The organism is Cupriavidus sp. 01L46, assembly GCF_056399905.1.
The window spans coordinates 1-15,527 of record NZ_JBFTSF010000143.1 but is presented as its reverse complement, the minus strand read 5'-3'; the positions used below and the strand labels follow the sequence as shown (position 1 = coordinate 15,527).

Sequence of the window (15,527 nt, the reverse complement as noted above, 5' to 3'; positions counted from 1 at the left end):
GCTCCCCCTCCCAGCAACACGGGTTCCGCACCGTGTTCCGCGTTGTCAGCGGCAACTTCCTGGAAATGTACGACTTCATGGTGTACGGCTTCTACGCCGCCGCCATCGCCAAGACGTTTTTCCCCAGCGGCAACGAGTTCGCCTCGCTGATGCTCTCGCTCGCGACCTTCGGCGCGGGCTTCCTGATGCGTCCGCTTGGCGCCATCATCCTGGGCGCGTACATCGATCATCACGGCCGCCGCAAGGGCCTGATCATGACGCTGGTCCTGATGGCGCTCGGCACCCTTCTGATCGCCTGCGTGCCGGGCTATGCGTCGATCGKCGTGGCCGCACCTTTGCTGGTGCTGGCGGGCCGGCTGCTGCAGGGCTTCTCCGCCGGCGTTGAGCTGGGCGGTGTGTCGGTGTACCTGGCGGAAATCGCCAAGCCCGGCAAGAAAGGCTTTTACGTGGCCTGGCAATCGGCCAGCCAGCAGGTGGCGGTGATCTTTGCCGGTCTGCTCGGCGTGGTGCTGCACTCGATGCTGTCGCCCGAGGAAATGGGCGAATGGGGCTGGCGCATTCCGTTCCTGATCGGCTGCCTGATCGTGCCGTTCCTCTTCCTGATCCGCCGCTCGCTGGAAGAAACCGAAGAGTTCAAGACCCGCAAGCATCGCCCCAGCATCAGCGAGATCTATCGCTCGATGCTGGAGAACTGGCGCATCATCGTGGCCGGTTGCATGATGGTTGTGATGACAACGGTGTCGTTCTACATGATCACCGCGTACACGCCGACCTTCGGCAAGACCGTGCTCAAGCTGGATGATGTCGACAACCTGATCGTCACCATGTGCGTGGGGCTGTCCAACTTCATCTGGCTGCCGCTGATGGGCGCCTTGTCGGACCGCGTGGGCCGCAAGCCGCTGCTGGTGACCTTCACCATCCTCACATTGCTCACGGCCTATCCGGCGGTGTCCTGGCTGGTGGCGGAGCCGTCATTCAGCCGCCTGCTGATGGTCGAGCTGTGGCTGTCCTTCCTGTACGGCAGCTACAACGGCGCGATGGTGGTGACCCTGACCGAAGTGATGCCGCCCGCGGTGCGCACGGCGGGCTTCTCGCTGGCGTATAGCCTGGCCACGGCCCTGTTCGGCGGCTTCACGCCGGCCATCTCGACCTACCTGATCCACAGCACCGGCAACAAGGCCGCGCCTGGCCTGTGGCTGATGTTTGCCGCTGCATGCGGGCTGATCGCCACGCTGGTGATTTTCCGCGGCGGACGGCAGCATGCCTACGTCGAGCCCGCGGCCAAGGCTGCCTGAGGTTCACGAGGGCGGCCCTGCTGGGGTAGACTCGCCGTTCCGGCAGGGCGGCTGCGAACACCGCGGCTGACATCGCGCGGCAATATGACGGCGCCAACATCACTAGCCGGCGCCCGCGCTTGCCGGATGTGCGGCGCCCCGCGCTTGGCTATCGGGCTCTTTGAGAATATCAATTAGCCCCGCCCCCCGGGGATGACGCATAATCCATGTTCGTTGCGCGGCAGCCTGGTCTTATCCGTTGGTGATGGCCCGGCTTGCAACGCGAGCGTCTCTCTTCAACCGTATCCAGGAGCAGTCTATGAAGACCGTTGGTGACAAGATCGAAGCCTTCCACGTCGTCGGCGTCAAGCCGGGTTTCAACAACCATGAAGAGAACGGCCAGTCGGCTTTTGAAGACATCACCGAAAAGTCGTTCGAGGGCAAGTGGAAGATCATTTACTTCTACCCGAAGGACTTCACCTTCGTGTGCCCGACCGAAATCGTTGCTTTCGCCAAGCTCAACGGCGACTTCGCCGACCGCGACGCGATCGTGCTGGGCGGCTCGACCGACAACGAATTCGTGAAGCTGGCATGGCGCCGTGAGCACAAGGACCTGAACAAGCTGGACCAATGGCAATTCGCCGACGTGACCGGCTCGCTGATCGACCAGCTCGGCGTGCGTGACCGCGCTGCCGGCGTCGCGCTGCGCGCTACCTTCATCGTCGATCCGGACAATGTCATCCAGCACGTGTCGGTGAACAACCTGAACGTCGGCCGTAACCCGGACGAAGTGCTGCGTATCCTCGACGGCCTGCAAACCGACGAGCTGTGCCCGTGCAACCGCACTGTTGGCGGTGCCACGCTGTAAGCTGTCGACCCGCTGGCATGCTGCACAAACTGCCGGTGAGAAATTGCCGGCGATTTGTGACGATCTGCGCGCCGGGCTACGGCCCGCGCCTCAAAACCCGCCAAGGCGGGTTTTTTGAGACCTTACCGATAGGAGATTTGTATGGAATTCCTCAGCACGATTAAAGGCCTTATTCCTGACTACGCCAAGGATATCCGCCTGAACCTCGATGGCACCATCGCCCGCTCCTCGCTCGAGGGCAACGATGCGGTGGCGGTGGCGCTGGCCGCGGCGTTTGCCGCCAAGAGCCGCGTGATCGTCGACGCGATCCGCAACGCGGGCGTGCTGTCGCCCGAGGAAACCAATGCCGTGCTCACCGCCTCCGCGCTGATGGGCATGAACAACGTCTGGTACCCGTTCGTGGAAATGGCCGACGACCAGGATCTCGCGACGCAGCCGGCCGGCCTGCGCATGAATGCATACGCCACGCACGGCGGCGTGGACAAGCGCCGCTTCGAGATGTACGCGCTGGCCGCATCCATCGTCGGCAAATGCCATTTCTGCATCAAGTCGCACTATGCGCTGCTCAAGAACGAGCAAGGCATGACCGCGCAGCAGCTGCGCGACGTGGGCCGCATTGCCGCCGTGGTCGTGGCGGCTGCCAACGTCATCGCGGCGGAATAAGGCCGTATCGAGGCCTTGCGGGTAGCACGCGCCGGCACGGCACGGCCCCGCATGATGCTTCCGGTACTTCCCCGAAAGCCCCGCGGCGCAAGGCCGGCGGGGCTTGCCCAGCATGCCGCGCGCGTCAGCGCAAGCCTGTTGCCAGCGCGCCTAGTCGGTAATTCACTGACTGCATTTGTGCACCGAAGGGCCTACAATCCAGCAAGGTCACAGCCTTCGCCACCTCTGCCATGAGCACCCTTCCTTCGCATACCTCCCCCCGCTTTCACTACCGCCTCGCCACCGTGCAGGACTGGGGCGACATTGCCGCCGTGACCCAGCAAGCCTATGGGCAATATGAGCTGGAGATCATGGAGGACTGCCGCGAATCCTTCCAGCAAGGCATGAAAGCCGTGCTGGCCGCATCGACTTCGGAAATGGAATGGTGGGTGGCGGAAACCGATCACGGCATCAGCGGCGCGGTGTTGTTCTGCCATCCCGGYGCCACGTTGCAGGCGCTGGACGGCAGCACCATCACGCTCGCCTTGCCGGAAGCCCGGCTGCTCGCGGTCAGCCCGCAGGCACGCKGGCTGGGCCTTGGCCGCACGCTGATGCAGGTCTRCATCCAGCGCGCGCGCGATATCGGCGCCGGCGCGCTGCTGGTGCGCACCATGCCGGAAATGAAATCCGCCAACCAGCTGTGCCAGCAGATGGGTTTTGTCAAACGCACCGAAGCCGGTGCGCGCTCGGGCCCGATGGCCAGGCTGATCGACTACCTCTACGCGCTCCCGCCCGAAGCCGCTGGCGCAACCGGGGCGGCCGCCGGAGGCTGAGCGCGCTGCGCCCAGCCCTGCACCAACGCAACGCCGCGCCAGCCCCGCATCAATCCTGCGGGGAGACGATCGTGCCGCGCCAGATCAGCACCACGGCTTGCGCAACGATACCTTCCTGACGCCCCTCGAAGCCCAGCTTCTCATTGGTCTTGGCCTTGACGTTGCAGCTGGCGGCAGCCAAGCCCAGGTCCTCCGCCAGGTTCGCCACCATGGCGCCGATATGCGGCGCCAGCTTCGGCGCCTGCGCGATCACCGTCGCATCCACGTTGCCAATTTCATAGCCGGCCTCGCGCACGCGCCGCGCGGCCTCGCGCAGCAGCACACGGCTGTCCGCGCCGGCAAAACGCGGATCGGTGTCGGGAAAGTGGCGGCCAATGTCGCCCAGGCCGGCCGCCCCGAACAGCGCATCGGTGATGGCGTGGAGCAGCGCGTCCGCATCGGAATGGCCCAGCAGGCCGCGGTCATGGGGAATGTCCACGCCGCCCAGGATGAGCTTGCGGCCCGGCACCAGCGCGTGCACGTCATAGCCTTGGCCGACGCGGATATCGAATGGGGTCATGGGAACAATTCTCCTTCAGGATCGGAACGGGGATGGATAGGAATGAATAGGGATCGGCGGGGATGGCAGGCAATGCACGAGGATGACGGTCAGGGCATGCCAGCACCCTCACCCAGCAACAGTTCGGCCAGCGCGAAATCCTCGGGGTAGGTCACTTTGAAATTGCGCAGCGAGCCATTGACCAGGCGCGGATGCAGGCCCAGCCGCTCGATCGCGCTGGCCTCGTCGGTCACCACGGCGCCCGCGGCCAGCGCTTCCTGCAGCGCCTGCCGCAACACACCCAGGCGGAACATCTGTGGGGTCTGCGCCTGCCACAAGCCCTCGCGCGAGACCGTGGCGCCGATGCGCACCACGGCCGCCGGCTGTCCGCCAGGGGGCGCATCGGCGCGCTTGAGCGTATCGGGCACCGGCACCGCCAGGATGCCGCCGATGGCGGCGTCGGGGCCGTCTTCGTCTGCGCCGTCGCCMTCCACCGCGCGCACCAGCGCGTGGATCATGGCGGGCGTCAGGCCCGGGCGGGCCGCATCATGGACCAGCACCCAGTMACGGTCCGTGGCGCCAAGTTGCGCCAGGTGATGCAGGCCAGCCAGCACCGAGGCATGGCGCGTATCGCCGCCCACGAAGGCTGTGTCAAAACGCAGGCCGGCAAACGCCGCCGCGCCGAAGCGGGACTCCAGCGGCATATCGTCGGGCGCCAGCACCAGCGCGGTGGCGCTGATGGCATCGCAGGCGGCAAAAGCGGCGAGCGCGTACCAGATCATCGGCCGGCCGGCCACGGTCTGGTATTGCTTGGGCAGGCTGCCGCCCGCGCGGCTGCCGGTACCGGCACAGGGAATCAGGGCAAATCGGCGAGCAGACACGGATAGCGTGAGGGACAAGGTAAGCGCCCTGCCAGGAGCACGGCGCAAGGCTTCAGGGCCCCCGCCATGGGCGGGGGAGCGGGAAGCGCGGCATTGAAAACGCGGATTCGGAGCGCATTCTATAATACGGCCTTCGCTCGCGGACATGCGGGCGTCGATCAGCGCGAGCGCCCGCCGGGCGCCGCATGCTTCGTCCACTCCCCGCCCGCGACGCCGGCGGGGTGTCGCTGTTGCATCGCCGCGCTCTTTTTGCCCCACAACGCCTGAAAGCCGCCAACAAGCCAGCMCGTACCCGATGCCTGAAGCCAATCGCCCCGCCCCCTTCGCCAACCTCCCCTTGGTCAAGGCCGGCCAGCGTTATACCGTGTCCGGCCTGCCTGGCTCCGCCGACGCCCTGGCACTGGCCACCTATGCCAGCCAGCACCGCGAGCGCGTGCCGATGCTGGCAGTGGTGTGCGCCAACGCGGTCGACGCGCAGCGGCTGGCCGAGGAAATCCCCTGGTTCGCGCCCGGCCTGCGGGTGCGCCTGCTGCCCGACTGGGAAACCTTGCCGTACGACAGCTTCTCGCCGCACCAGGACCTGGTCTCGGAGCGGCTCGCCACGCTGCACGACATCCAGGGCGGCCAGTGCGACATCATGCTGGTGCCGGCGCAGACCGCGCTCTACCGGCTGGCGCCGCCCGCTTTCCTCGCGGCCTACACTTTCTTCTTCAAGCAGGGCGAGAAGCTGGACGAGGCCGCGCTCAAGGCGCAGTTCACGCTGGCCGGCTACGAGCATGTCAGCGCCGTGATGCGGCCCGGCGAGTACAGCGTGCGCGGCGGCCTGATCGACCTGTTCCCGATGGGCTCGCCGCTGCCGTACCGGATCGACCTGTTCGGCGACGAGATCGAAACCATCCGCGCCTTCGATCCCGATACGCAGCGCAGCCTGTACCCCGTGAAGGAAGTGCGCTTGCTGCCGGGCCGCGAGTTCCCGCTCGACGACGCCGCACGCACCGCGTTTCGCGGCCGCTGGCGCGAACTGTTCGAAGGCGATCCGAGCAAATCGACGATCTACAAGGACATTGGCAATGGCGTGCCGTCGGCCGGCATCGAGTACTACCTGCCGTTGTTCTTCGAAAGCTCGGCCACCGTCTTCGACTACCTGCCTGCCAACAGCCAGCTCGCCTTTACCGGCGATGTGCCTGACGCCATCCGCCGCTTCTGGGCCGACACCACGCAGCGCTACAACTTCATGCGCCATGACCGCGAGCGGCCGCTGCTGCCGCCCGCCGCGCTGTTCCTGTCGGAAGAGCAGTTCTTCGCAGGCGCAAAGCCGCTGGCGCGGCTCGTGCTGCAAGGCACCGCGACCGGCGACACCGTGCCACTGGCTGAGTCCCTGCCCGATGTCTCGGTCAACCGGCGCGCAGAAGATCCGCTAGTCAATCTGGAAGCGTTGCTGCTGAAAAAAGACCGGCGCGTGCTGATGTGCGCGGATTCCGCCGGACGGCGCGAAACGCTGCTGCAGCTGTTCGGCGAAAGCGGGCTGCGCCCGCAGCCGATCGATGATTACGCCGCCTTCCTGGCGGGAGATTCGCATTTCTCCATCGTGGTGGCGCCGCTGCAAAGCGGCTTTGCCGTGCCCGGCGCGCAAGGCATCGAGCCGCTGGCCTTTGTCACCGAGGCCGAGCTGTATGCCGGCACCGCGCGCCGCACGGGCCGGCGCAAGCAGGAACAAGCCAGCGCCGTCGACTCGATGGTGCGCGACCTGGCCGAGCTCAAGATCGGCGATCCGGTCGTGCATAGCGAGCACGGCATTGGCCGCTACCAGGGCCTGGTCTCGCTGGACCTGGGCCAGGGCGAGGAGGAATTCCTGCACCTGGACTACGAGAAAGGCAGCAAGCTGTACGTGCCGGTGCACCAGTTGCATGTGATCTCGCGCTACTCCGGCGCCGATCCGGACACCGCGCCGCTGCACTCGCTGGGCTCCGGCCAGTGGGACCGCGCCAAGCGCCGCGCCGCGCAGCAGATCCGCGACACCGCCGCGGAGCTGCTCAACCTGTACGCGCGCCGCGCCTTGCGCCAGGGCCATGCCTTCGAGCTGACGCCCAGGGACTATGAGAAGTTTGCCGAGAGCTTCGGCTTCGAGGAAACACCGGACCAGGCCGCGGCCATCGCCGCGGTGATCGCCGACATGACCTCGGGYAAGCCGATGGACAGGCTGGTGTGCGGCGACGTGGGCTTCGGCAAGACGGAAGTCGCATTGCGCGCCGCCTTCGTCGCGGTCATGGGCGGCAAGCAGGTGGCCATCCTGGCGCCCACCACGCTGCTGGCCGAGCAGCATTTCCAGAATCTATCCGACCGCTTTGCCGAATGGCCGGTGCGCATCGTGGAGCTGTCGCGCTTCAAGACCAAGAAGGAGATCGACGGCGCCATCAAGCAGATCAACGACGGCACCGCCGATATCGTGATCGGCACCCACAAGATGCTGTCGGACGACGTCAAGTTCCAGCGCCTGGGGCTGGTCGTCATCGATGAGGAACACCGCTTTGGCGTGCGCCAGAAGGAAATGCTGAAGACCCTGCGCGCCGAGGTCGACGTGCTCACGCTGACCGCCACGCCGATTCCCCGCACGCTGGGCATGGCGCTCGAAGGCCTGCGCGACTTCTCCGTGATCGCCACCGCGCCGCAAAAGCGCCTGGCCATCAAGACCTTCGTGCGCCGCGAGGAAGACGGCGTGGTGCGCGAGGCCATCCTGCGCGAGCTCAAGCGCGGCGGACAGGTCTACTTCCTGCACAACGAGGTCGACACCATCGAGAACAAGCGCGCCAAGCTCGCCGAGCTGGTGCCGGAAGCACGCATCGCGGTGGCGCACGGGCAGATGCACGAGCGAGAGCTGGAGCGCGTGATGCGTGACTTCGTGGCACGGCGCGACAACATCCTGCTGTGCACCACCATCATCGAGACCGGCATCGACGTGCCGACCGCCAACACCATCCTGATCCACCGCTCCGACAAATTCGGCCTGGCGCAGCTGCACCAGCTGCGCGGCCGCGTCGGGCGCTCGCACCACCAGGCCTATGCCTACATGCTGGTGCACGATGTCGAAGGCCTGAGCAAGCTCGCGCAGCGCCGGCTCGAAGCCATCCAGCAGATGGAGGAACTGGGCTCGGGCTTCTACCTGGCCATGCACGACCTGGAAATCCGCGGCGCGGGCGAAGTGCTGGGCGACAAGCAATCGGGCGAGATCCACGAGATCGGCTTCCAGCTCTACACCGACATGCTCAACGCCGCCGTCAAGTCGCTCAAGGCCGGCAAGGAACCGGACCTGATGGCGCCGCTGGCCGTGACCACCGAAATCAACCTGGGCACCCCGGCCCTGCTGCCCAGCGACTATTGCACCGACGTGCACGAGCGCCTCTCGCTATACAAGCGCCTGGCCAATTGCGAGACGGCCGAGCGCGTGGACGATATCCAGGAAGAACTGATCGACCGCTTCGGCCGCCTGCCGCCGCAGGCGCAAGCGCTGATCGAAACGCACCGCCTGCGCATCACCGCTGTGCCGCTGGGCGTGCGCAAGATCGACGCCAGCGACGCGGCCATCAGCATGCAGTTCCTGCCCAACCCGCCGATCGACGCCATGAAGATCATCGAGCTGGTGCAGAAGAACCGCCATATCAAGCTGGCCGGCCAGGACAAGCTGCGCATCGAGGCCAAGATGCCGGATGTGGCAGTGCGAGCGCAGACCATCAAGCACACCCTGCGCCAACTGGCCTGATTGGCCTGATTGGCCTGATCATTGCTCCACAGTACCCGTTTGCGGCGCGACGGCGCCGCGGCGGGCCACGATGGTGCATCGTGCATGGACCGACGGGCCAGCACGGTGTAGCATCATTTACTTAACACGTTACCCAAAGCCAACCGCCATGCACGCCGATACCCTCAGCAAGCCTGCCGATGCCGCAACCCGCGGCAGCGCGCTCGACTGGACCCAGCGCCTGGTCAGCTACGACACCACCAGCCGTCACTCCAACCTCGGCCTGATCGAAGCGGTGCGCGATCATTTCCTGGCCAAGGGCCTGCGTCCCCATCTGAGCTACAACCCGCAGGGCGACAAGGCCAACCTGTTCGTCACCGTGCCTGCCGCCGATGGCAGCACCGATGGCGGCATCGTGCTGTCGGGCCATACCGACGTGGTGCCGGTGGACGGCCAGAACTGGACCACGGACCCGTTCAAGCCGGTGATCCGCGATGGCCGCCTGTACGGGCGCGGCACCTGCGACATGAAGGGATTCATCGGCACCAGCCTGGCGCTGCTGCCCACGCTGCTCGAAGCCAGGCTGCGTGAGCCGGTGCACTATGCGCTGTCCTTCGACGAAGAGATCGGCTGCATGGGCGCCCCCTACCTGCTGGCGGAACTGCGCGAACGCGGCGTGACCCCGGGCGGCTGCATCGTCGGCGAGCCCACCASCATGCGCGTGATCGTCGCGCACAAGGGCATCAACGCCTACCGCTGCTGCGTCAAGGGCCAGGCCGCGCATTCGTCGCTCACGCCCAAGGGCGTCAACGCCATCGAGTACGCCGCCCGCCTGATCTGCCATATCCGCGACATCGCYGAYGARTTCAAGGCCAACGGCCCSTACGATCRMGMCTTCGACGTGCCSTTCACSACSGCCCAGACCGGCACCATCCACGGCGGCATCGCGCTCAACACCATTCCGGCGTTGTGCGAGTTCGTGTTCGAATTCCGTAACCTGCCGGGCGTCGATCCGGAAGCCATCTTTGCCCGCATCCAGGGCTACGCCAACGACGTGCTGCTGCCGAAAATGCGCGCCGAGCATGCCGACGCGGGCCTGACCATCAACAAGATCGCTGCCGCGCCCTCGCTCGACGTGGCCGAGCAGGCCGCCATCACGCAGCTGGTGCGCGCGCTGACCGCCGACCGCGACGTCAACAAGGTCGCCTACGGCACCGAGGCCGGCCTGTTCCAGCGCGCCGGCATCCCGGCCGTGGTGTGCGGCCCCGGCGATATCGAGCAGGCCCACAAGCCCGACGAGTTCGTCGCGCTGGACCAGCTCGCCGCCTGCGAAGCCTTCCTGCACAAGGTGGTCGACAGCCTGCGCGTGAACTAAGCCGTTTTCCTCGTTTTCCGTTGTAGCCGGCCCGCTAACCCTGCGGGCCGGTGGTTGCGTCATGTCCAAAAATAACCCGGAGACACCATGACAGCAGTATCGGCAAGCGGTAGCAGCAATAGCGGCGCGGCAGCATCGGCAGCGCCCGCCTCGCGCCATCCCTGGCGCGCGGTGATCTCAGCCTCGATCGGCAATGCGCTGGAGTGGTTCGACCTGGTCGTCTACGGCTTTTTTGCCGTCACCATCTCCGCGCTGTTCTTCCCCAACCACGATGAAAACACCTCGCTGCTGCTGACGCTCGGCACCTTCGGCGTGTCGTTCTTCATGCGGCCGCTGGGCGCGGTGGTAATCGGCGTCTATGCCGAYCGCAAAGGCCGGCGCGCCGCGCTGACGCTCTCCATCCTGCTGATGATGGTGGGCACGCTGATCATCGCGCTACTCCCCACCTATGCCGCGATCGGCGTCATGGCGCCCATCGGCATCGTGCTGGCGCGCATGATCCAGGGCTTCTCGGCCGGCGGCGAATTCGGCAGCGCCACCGCCTTCCTGGCCGAGCACGCGCCCAACCGGCGCGGTTTCTACTCCAGCTTCCAGGTCGCCAGCCAGGGCCTCACCACCCTGCTTGCCGCGGGCTTTGGCGCGGTGCTAACCACCACGCTCACGCCCGACCAGATGCAATCCTGGGGCTGGCGCGTGCCCTTCCTCTTTGGCCTGCTGATCGGCCCGGTGGCGTACTACATTCGCCGCCACGTCGACGAAACCCCCGAATTCCTCCAGGCCGAGACCACCGAGACGCCGCTGCGCGACACGCTCAGCCACCAGAAGGAGCGCCTGCTGCTGGCCATGGGTGTGGTCATCGTGGCCACGGTGTCGACCTACCTGGTGCTGTACATGCCCACCTACGCGGTCAAGCAGCTCGRCCTGCCGCCCTCGGCGGCGTTTGCCGCCACGCTGGCCACGGGTGTGGTGCAGATGCTGTTCGCCCCGCTGGTCGGGCACTGGTCGGATCGCTATGGCCGCATCCCGCCCATGCGCCTCGCCGCGCTGCTGTTGCTGGTGTCGATCTGGCCGCTGTTCTGGCTGCTCAGCCACTATCCCGGCTTCGGCGTGATGCTGGCGGTGCAGGTGGTGCTGGGACTGATGATGACGCTGTACTTCGGCGCGCTGCCCGCGCTGGCGTCGGAGATCTTCCCGGTCAAGACGCGCACCACGGGCCTCTCGCTCTCGTACAACATCGCGGTGACGCTGTTCGGCGGGTTCGCGCCCTTCATCCTGACCTGGCTGATCGGTGCCACCGGCAGCAAGCTGGCGCCGAGCTTCTACCTGATGGCCTGCGCCGTGGTGAGCCTGGTGGCGCTGGGCCAGACGCGTGCGCGCCTGGGCATCCGCTAGTCGCGCATGCGTTGGTTTGTTCATCCTGTTCCATCACGAAAAAATAAAAAAGGAGTCTTCATGGCAGCACGCCAAGCCCATTCCCCTGCCGCGCTGCGCGCCGGCGTTTCCGCCCTCGCGCTGGCCGCCGGCCTGCTGTGCCTGGCACCCGCCGCCGCGCAGGCGCAAGCCACCGGCAGCGAGAGCCTGCAGGCCCAGATCGAGACCCGCGCCAAGGCCGTCGAAGCCCAGCTGATCGCCTGGCGCCGCGACATCCACCAGCATCCCGAACTTGGCAACTATGAGGTCCGTACCTCCAAGCTGGTGGCAGACCATCTGCGCAAGCTCGGCATGGAAGTCACGACGGGGGTCGCCAAGACCGGCGTGGTGGGCGTGCTCAAGGGCGGCAAGCCGGGCCCCGTGGTGGCGCTGCGCGCGGACATGGATGCCTTGCCGGTGAAAGAGCGCGTGGACGTGCCCTTCGCCTCCAAGGCCAAGGGGCAGTATCTCGGCAAGGAAGTGGACGTGATGCACGCCTGCGGGCACGACACCCACGTCGCCATCCTGATGGCCACGGCCGAGGTGCTGGCCGGCATGAAGGACCAGTTGCCCGGCACGGTCAAGTTCATCTTCCAGCCGGCCGAGGAAAGCCCGGCGGATTTCGAGCCCAACGGCAGCAATATGTGGGGCGCCAAGCAGATGGTGGCTGAGGGTGTGCTGGACAATCCCAAGGTGGATGCCATCTTCGGCCTGCACGTGAGCAGCGGCATCGAGTCGGGCAAGCTGGCCTGGCGCAGCGGCCCGTCGATGGCCGCCGCCGACCAGTTCTGGATCGACGTCAAGGGCCGCCAAACCCATGGCGCGCGCCCCTGGGGCGGCATCGACCCGATCGTGGTGGCGTCGCAGATCGTGCTAGGCCTGCAGACCATCCAGAGCCGCCAGGTCAACGCCATGCTGGAGCCTTCGGTGATCACGGTCGGCACCATCCACGGCGGCAACCGCATGAACATCGTGCCGGAGAAAGTCGAAATGATGGGCACGGTGCGCACCTATGACGAAGGCATGAAAAAAGACATCCATGCCCGCATGAAACGCACCACCGAAGCCATCGCCAGCAGCGCCGGCGCCGAGGCCACCTTCAAGGTCGTGGAGCTTTACAACGCCACCGTCAACCAGCCCGCGCTGACCGACAAGATGGCGCCCACCCTCAAGCGCGTGGCCGGTGACGGCAACTGGATGATCGCGCCCAAGGCCACGGCGTCGGAGGATTTCTCCTTCTATCAGGAGAAGGTGCCGGGGTTGTTCTTCAACCTGGGTGTGACGCCCAAGGGCGTGGATGTGACCAAGGCAGCATCCAACCACTCGCCGGAGTTCTATGTGGATGAGGCCGCGCTGGTGAATGGGGTCAGGGCGCTAGCTGGCCTGACGGTCGACTATATGACGATGGCGCAGCGATAAGGGGGTTGCCGGGCAGTCCGCGCAAGGCGTGCGAGCCACCTCCTCCTCGCCACCTGCCCGTCGACTGCCCGATTACCTGCCCAGTATGGTCAGGCAGGCCACTGCCTCTTCCACGCCGTGCAGGCCACCACCGTTCTCGGCAATAGCGATTCGCGCACCGTCCACCTGGCGCGCGCCTGCCTCTGCTCGCAACTGCGATACCAGCTCATAGACCTGCCCAAGGCCGGTGGCGCCGATTGGGTGCCCCTTGGACTCCAGGCCGCCGGAGGTGTTGACGGGGATGCGCCCGCCGATACGCGTATCGCCCCGCTCCGCGGCCAGACCACCCTCGCCGGGCTCGCAGAGGCCGAGTGCCTCCACCTGAATCACTTCGCCGATGGCGCTGGCGTCATGCACTTCCGCGAGCGAGATATCGCGCGGCCCCACCCCGGCGATCCGGTAGGCGTCGGCCGCCCCTTTGCGCACAAGGTGGTCGGCAAGCTGTGCCGGCGCGCGGTCGCTGCCGGTCACCACGACGGACGCAAGCACCCGGATGGCACGGCTGCGGCTGCCGTCGAGCCGGGCAAGAGCCGCCTCGCTGCACACGATGGCAGCGGCAGCCCCATCGCTGATGGGCGAGCACATCGGCAGTGTCAGCGGGAACGTGATCGGCGGCGCGGCCAGGATTTCCTCGATGGTGTAGGCCTCGCGGTATTGCGACAGCGGGTTGTGCACGGAATGCCGATGGTTCTTGGCGGAGACGGCGGCAAAATGGCGCTGCGTCGATCCGTATTCCCGCATGTGCATCCTGCCCATGGCCGCGTAGATGTCCATGAACACGCTGTAGGGCCTGGGTGAGGTCGAGCCATCCGGCACTTCCACGCCTTCGCCCATGGCCAGTAGCCGGGCGGTGCCGGCCGCCTTGTCGTGAACGTCCCACGCACCATCGAACACGCTCAGCGTGCGCGCCTTGTCAGTGGAGAACATCTTCTCCGCACCCACCGCCAGCACGATATCGGCGGCGCCCGCCTTGATGTACTGGACCGCCAGGTGCAGCGCCGAGCTGGCGCTGGCGCACGCATTCTCGACATTGATCACCGGGATGCCCTGGATACCCATGCTGCGCAGCGCGATCTGGCCGCGGATCATGTCCTGGCCCTCCATATGCCCCTGCGTGCAATTGGCAAAGAAGGCGCCCTGCAACGCGCGGGCCTCGCAGCCCGCATCCTTCAGGGCAGACGTCACGGCTTCGCGCGTCAGGTCCTTGATGCTCTTGCCGATCTGCTTGCCGAATGGCGTCATGCCGACGCCAGCGATATATACCGTCTCGCTCATTATCTTTCCCCAAGGCGATGGCACCGTGCGTGCCATGCCGCACCGGCGCCATCGCGTCATTGCCGCTTCAGAACTGCGTCACGTTCCAGGCCAGGTAGCCCTGCTCTGCCTGGGCACCAATCAGTTCCCGCGCGCCGAAGGCCGCGGCCGGCGAGGCAAAGCCGGTCGCCTTCAGCTTGCCGGCCAGGAGGCGCCGGGTGGCCTCCGCGTTGAAGACGCCGGTCTGTGCATACGGTGAGTTGCCGCGCAGCACGACCGATACCGATGCCGTGTTGCCGCGCCCGAAGCACGACAGCACGCAGCGATTGATGTTGGGGTCTTCGCGCGGAGGCTCCACCGTGGTCATGCCCTTGCCCCAGTCATTGGTGATCTGCTCCCGTTCTTCATGCGGGAGCTGCCGGCAGTCGGCTTCGAACTTCTGCAGCATGCCGAACACTGCCTGGAACGCATCCTGGTTCTTGAAGGACACCAGCGTGCATGCATGGCGCACACGCTCGTCGCCCTCATACCAGACCGGCTCGCCACCACCGCTCCATGGCAAGGCCATGATCGCCGCGTGTTCGCCTGGCACATTGACGGTGTAGGCCGTGGCATAGGGCCATTCGACCAGCGCGCGGTCCTGGATGCGGTACTGCGGATTGGTGCACATGCGCAGGAACGACATGGTCGATGCCACGCTGACCTGCGAGTCGGCCAGATACACGGTTTCCAGCGTGTCGATGCCCGGCGTTTCCAGCGCCAGCTCCGTGGCCAGTACGCCTTCGGCCCACATATAGGAATTCGCCGGGCAGAGCAGCAGGTCGCGCTGGCGGAACTTCTCGCCGAGCTCCCGCTTCAGCAGCAGCATCCAGTCCTGCTCACCGGTGGTGTCGAGATAGTGCGCTCCGGCCTCCAGCGCCGCCTGGACGACCGGCAGCCCCAGTTGCATGAAGGGCCCCACCACATTGATGACGACCTGGCGCCCGGTAAACAGGGACAGCAGGTCGGCGTGCTCGTGCCGCACGCCCACGCAACGGTAGTCGTGGCCTTCCAGTTCCGGAACCAGCGCCATCTGCGCCTCAAGGCGTGCCGGGTCGCGCCCGGCCGCAATGAAGGGAATGCCGGCGGTGGCCAGCTTCCAGGCAATCAGCTTGCCGGTATAGCCGCTTGCGCCATAGACGACGACTTGGTATTGATCGGTACGCATTTTGTGTCTCCTGAGAATCAATGGCGGGCATGGTTTGCCCTGTCCGTTTTG

Annotated in this window: 12 protein-coding genes; 8 read left to right on the top strand and 4 right to left on the bottom strand. The window is 66.1% G+C overall.

Annotated elements, in window-relative coordinates:
• Nucleotides 1-32 precede the first annotated feature (32 nt).
• The 4 genes from tcuC (at nt 33) to AC1DS3_RS23090 (ending at nt 3,617) form a co-directional block, all read left to right on the top strand.
• Complete coding sequence (gene tcuC, locus AC1DS3_RS23105; protein WP_477128024.1) at nt 33-1,295, top strand: tricarballylate/proton symporter TcuC; 1,263 nt, start codon at nt 33-35, stop codon at nt 1,293-1,295.
• A gap of 298 nt (nt 1,296-1,593) precedes the next feature.
• On the top strand, nt 1,594-2,142 hold the full coding sequence (locus tag AC1DS3_RS23100; RefSeq protein ID WP_441630735.1) for a peroxiredoxin: 549 nt from the start codon (nt 1,594-1,596) through the stop codon (nt 2,140-2,142).
• A gap of 141 nt (nt 2,143-2,283) precedes the next feature.
• Entirely contained in the window at nt 2,284-2,805 is a 522-nt protein-coding gene (locus tag AC1DS3_RS23095) for a carboxymuconolactone decarboxylase family protein (protein ID WP_006155913.1), read from the top strand.
• A gap of 230 nt (nt 2,806-3,035) precedes the next feature.
• Nucleotides 3,036-3,617, top strand: a complete 582-nt coding sequence (locus AC1DS3_RS23090; RefSeq protein ID WP_477128023.1) for a GNAT family N-acetyltransferase — start codon at nt 3,036-3,038, stop codon at nt 3,615-3,617.
• Nucleotides 3,618-3,666: 49 nt separating this feature from the next.
• Here AC1DS3_RS23090 and ispF read toward each other — a convergent pair whose 3' ends face one another.
• Together ispF and ispD are read right to left on the bottom strand one after the other, a co-directional pair.
• Nucleotides 3,667-4,176, bottom strand: coding sequence for a 2-C-methyl-D-erythritol 2,4-cyclodiphosphate synthase (gene ispF, locus AC1DS3_RS23085; RefSeq protein ID WP_150987634.1), 510 nt, complete (start codon nt 4,174-4,176; stop codon nt 3,667-3,669).
• An 89-nt stretch (nt 4,177-4,265) separates the two neighbouring features.
• The gene (ispD, locus tag AC1DS3_RS23080; RefSeq protein ID WP_477128022.1) at nt 4,266-5,036 is read right to left on the bottom strand and encodes a 2-C-methyl-D-erythritol 4-phosphate cytidylyltransferase; all 771 of its coding nucleotides are present in this window, start codon (nt 5,034-5,036) and stop codon (nt 4,266-4,268) included.
• Between the two features lie 295 nt (nt 5,037-5,331).
• Here ispD and mfd point away from each other — a divergent pair, with 295 nt between their 5' ends.
• From mfd to AC1DS3_RS23060, 4 genes are all read left to right on the top strand, one after another.
• Nucleotides 5,332-8,793, top strand: coding sequence for a transcription-repair coupling factor (gene mfd, locus AC1DS3_RS23075; RefSeq protein ID WP_441630728.1), 3,462 nt, complete (start codon nt 5,332-5,334; stop codon nt 8,791-8,793).
• 148 nt (nt 8,794-8,941) lie between these two features.
• On the top strand, nt 8,942-10,147 hold the full coding sequence (gene argE / locus AC1DS3_RS23070) for an acetylornithine deacetylase (protein ID WP_477128021.1): 1,206 nt from the start codon (nt 8,942-8,944) through the stop codon (nt 10,145-10,147).
• 87 nt (nt 10,148-10,234) lie between these two features.
• On the top strand, nt 10,235-11,539 hold the full coding sequence (locus AC1DS3_RS23065; protein WP_477128020.1) for an MFS transporter: 1,305 nt from the start codon (nt 10,235-10,237) through the stop codon (nt 11,537-11,539).
• Nucleotides 11,540-11,599: 60 nt separating this feature from the next.
• The gene (locus tag AC1DS3_RS23060; protein WP_441630723.1) at nt 11,600-12,976 is read left to right on the top strand and encodes an amidohydrolase; all 1,377 of its coding nucleotides are present in this window, start codon (nt 11,600-11,602) and stop codon (nt 12,974-12,976) included.
• A gap of 72 nt (nt 12,977-13,048) precedes the next feature.
• Here AC1DS3_RS23060 and AC1DS3_RS23055 read toward each other — a convergent pair whose 3' ends face one another.
• Together AC1DS3_RS23055 and AC1DS3_RS23050 are read right to left on the bottom strand one after the other, a co-directional pair.
• Nucleotides 13,049-14,290 (bottom strand): thiolase family protein, encoded by a 1,242-nt coding sequence (locus AC1DS3_RS23055; protein ID WP_477109090.1) that lies wholly within the window; start codon nt 14,288-14,290, stop codon nt 13,049-13,051.
• Between the two features lie 67 nt (nt 14,291-14,357).
• Nucleotides 14,358-15,476, bottom strand: coding sequence for a saccharopine dehydrogenase family protein (locus tag AC1DS3_RS23050; protein ID WP_441630719.1), 1,119 nt, complete (start codon nt 15,474-15,476; stop codon nt 14,358-14,360).
• Nucleotides 15,477-15,527 lie beyond the last annotated feature (51 nt).

Coding starts and splice junctions, on each gene's coding strand:
- AC1DS3_RS23100 (WP_441630735.1), top strand. CDS start 1,594: ATGAAGACCGTTGGTGACAAGATCGAAGCCTTCCACGTCGTCGGCGTC.
- ispF (WP_150987634.1), bottom strand. CDS start 4,176: ATGACCCCATTCGATATCCGCGTCGGCCAAGGCTATGACGTGCACGCG.
- AC1DS3_RS23095 (WP_006155913.1), top strand. CDS start 2,284: ATGGAATTCCTCAGCACGATTAAAGGCCTTATTCCTGACTACGCCAAG.
- AC1DS3_RS23050 (WP_441630719.1), bottom strand. CDS start 15,476: ATGCGTACCGATCAATACCAAGTCGTCGTCTATGGCGCAAGCGGCTAT.
- AC1DS3_RS23055 (WP_477109090.1), bottom strand. CDS start 14,290: ATGAGCGAGACGGTATATATCGCTGGCGTCGGCATGACGCCATTCGGC.
- AC1DS3_RS23060 (WP_441630723.1), top strand. CDS start 11,600: ATGGCAGCACGCCAAGCCCATTCCCCTGCCGCGCTGCGCGCCGGCGTT.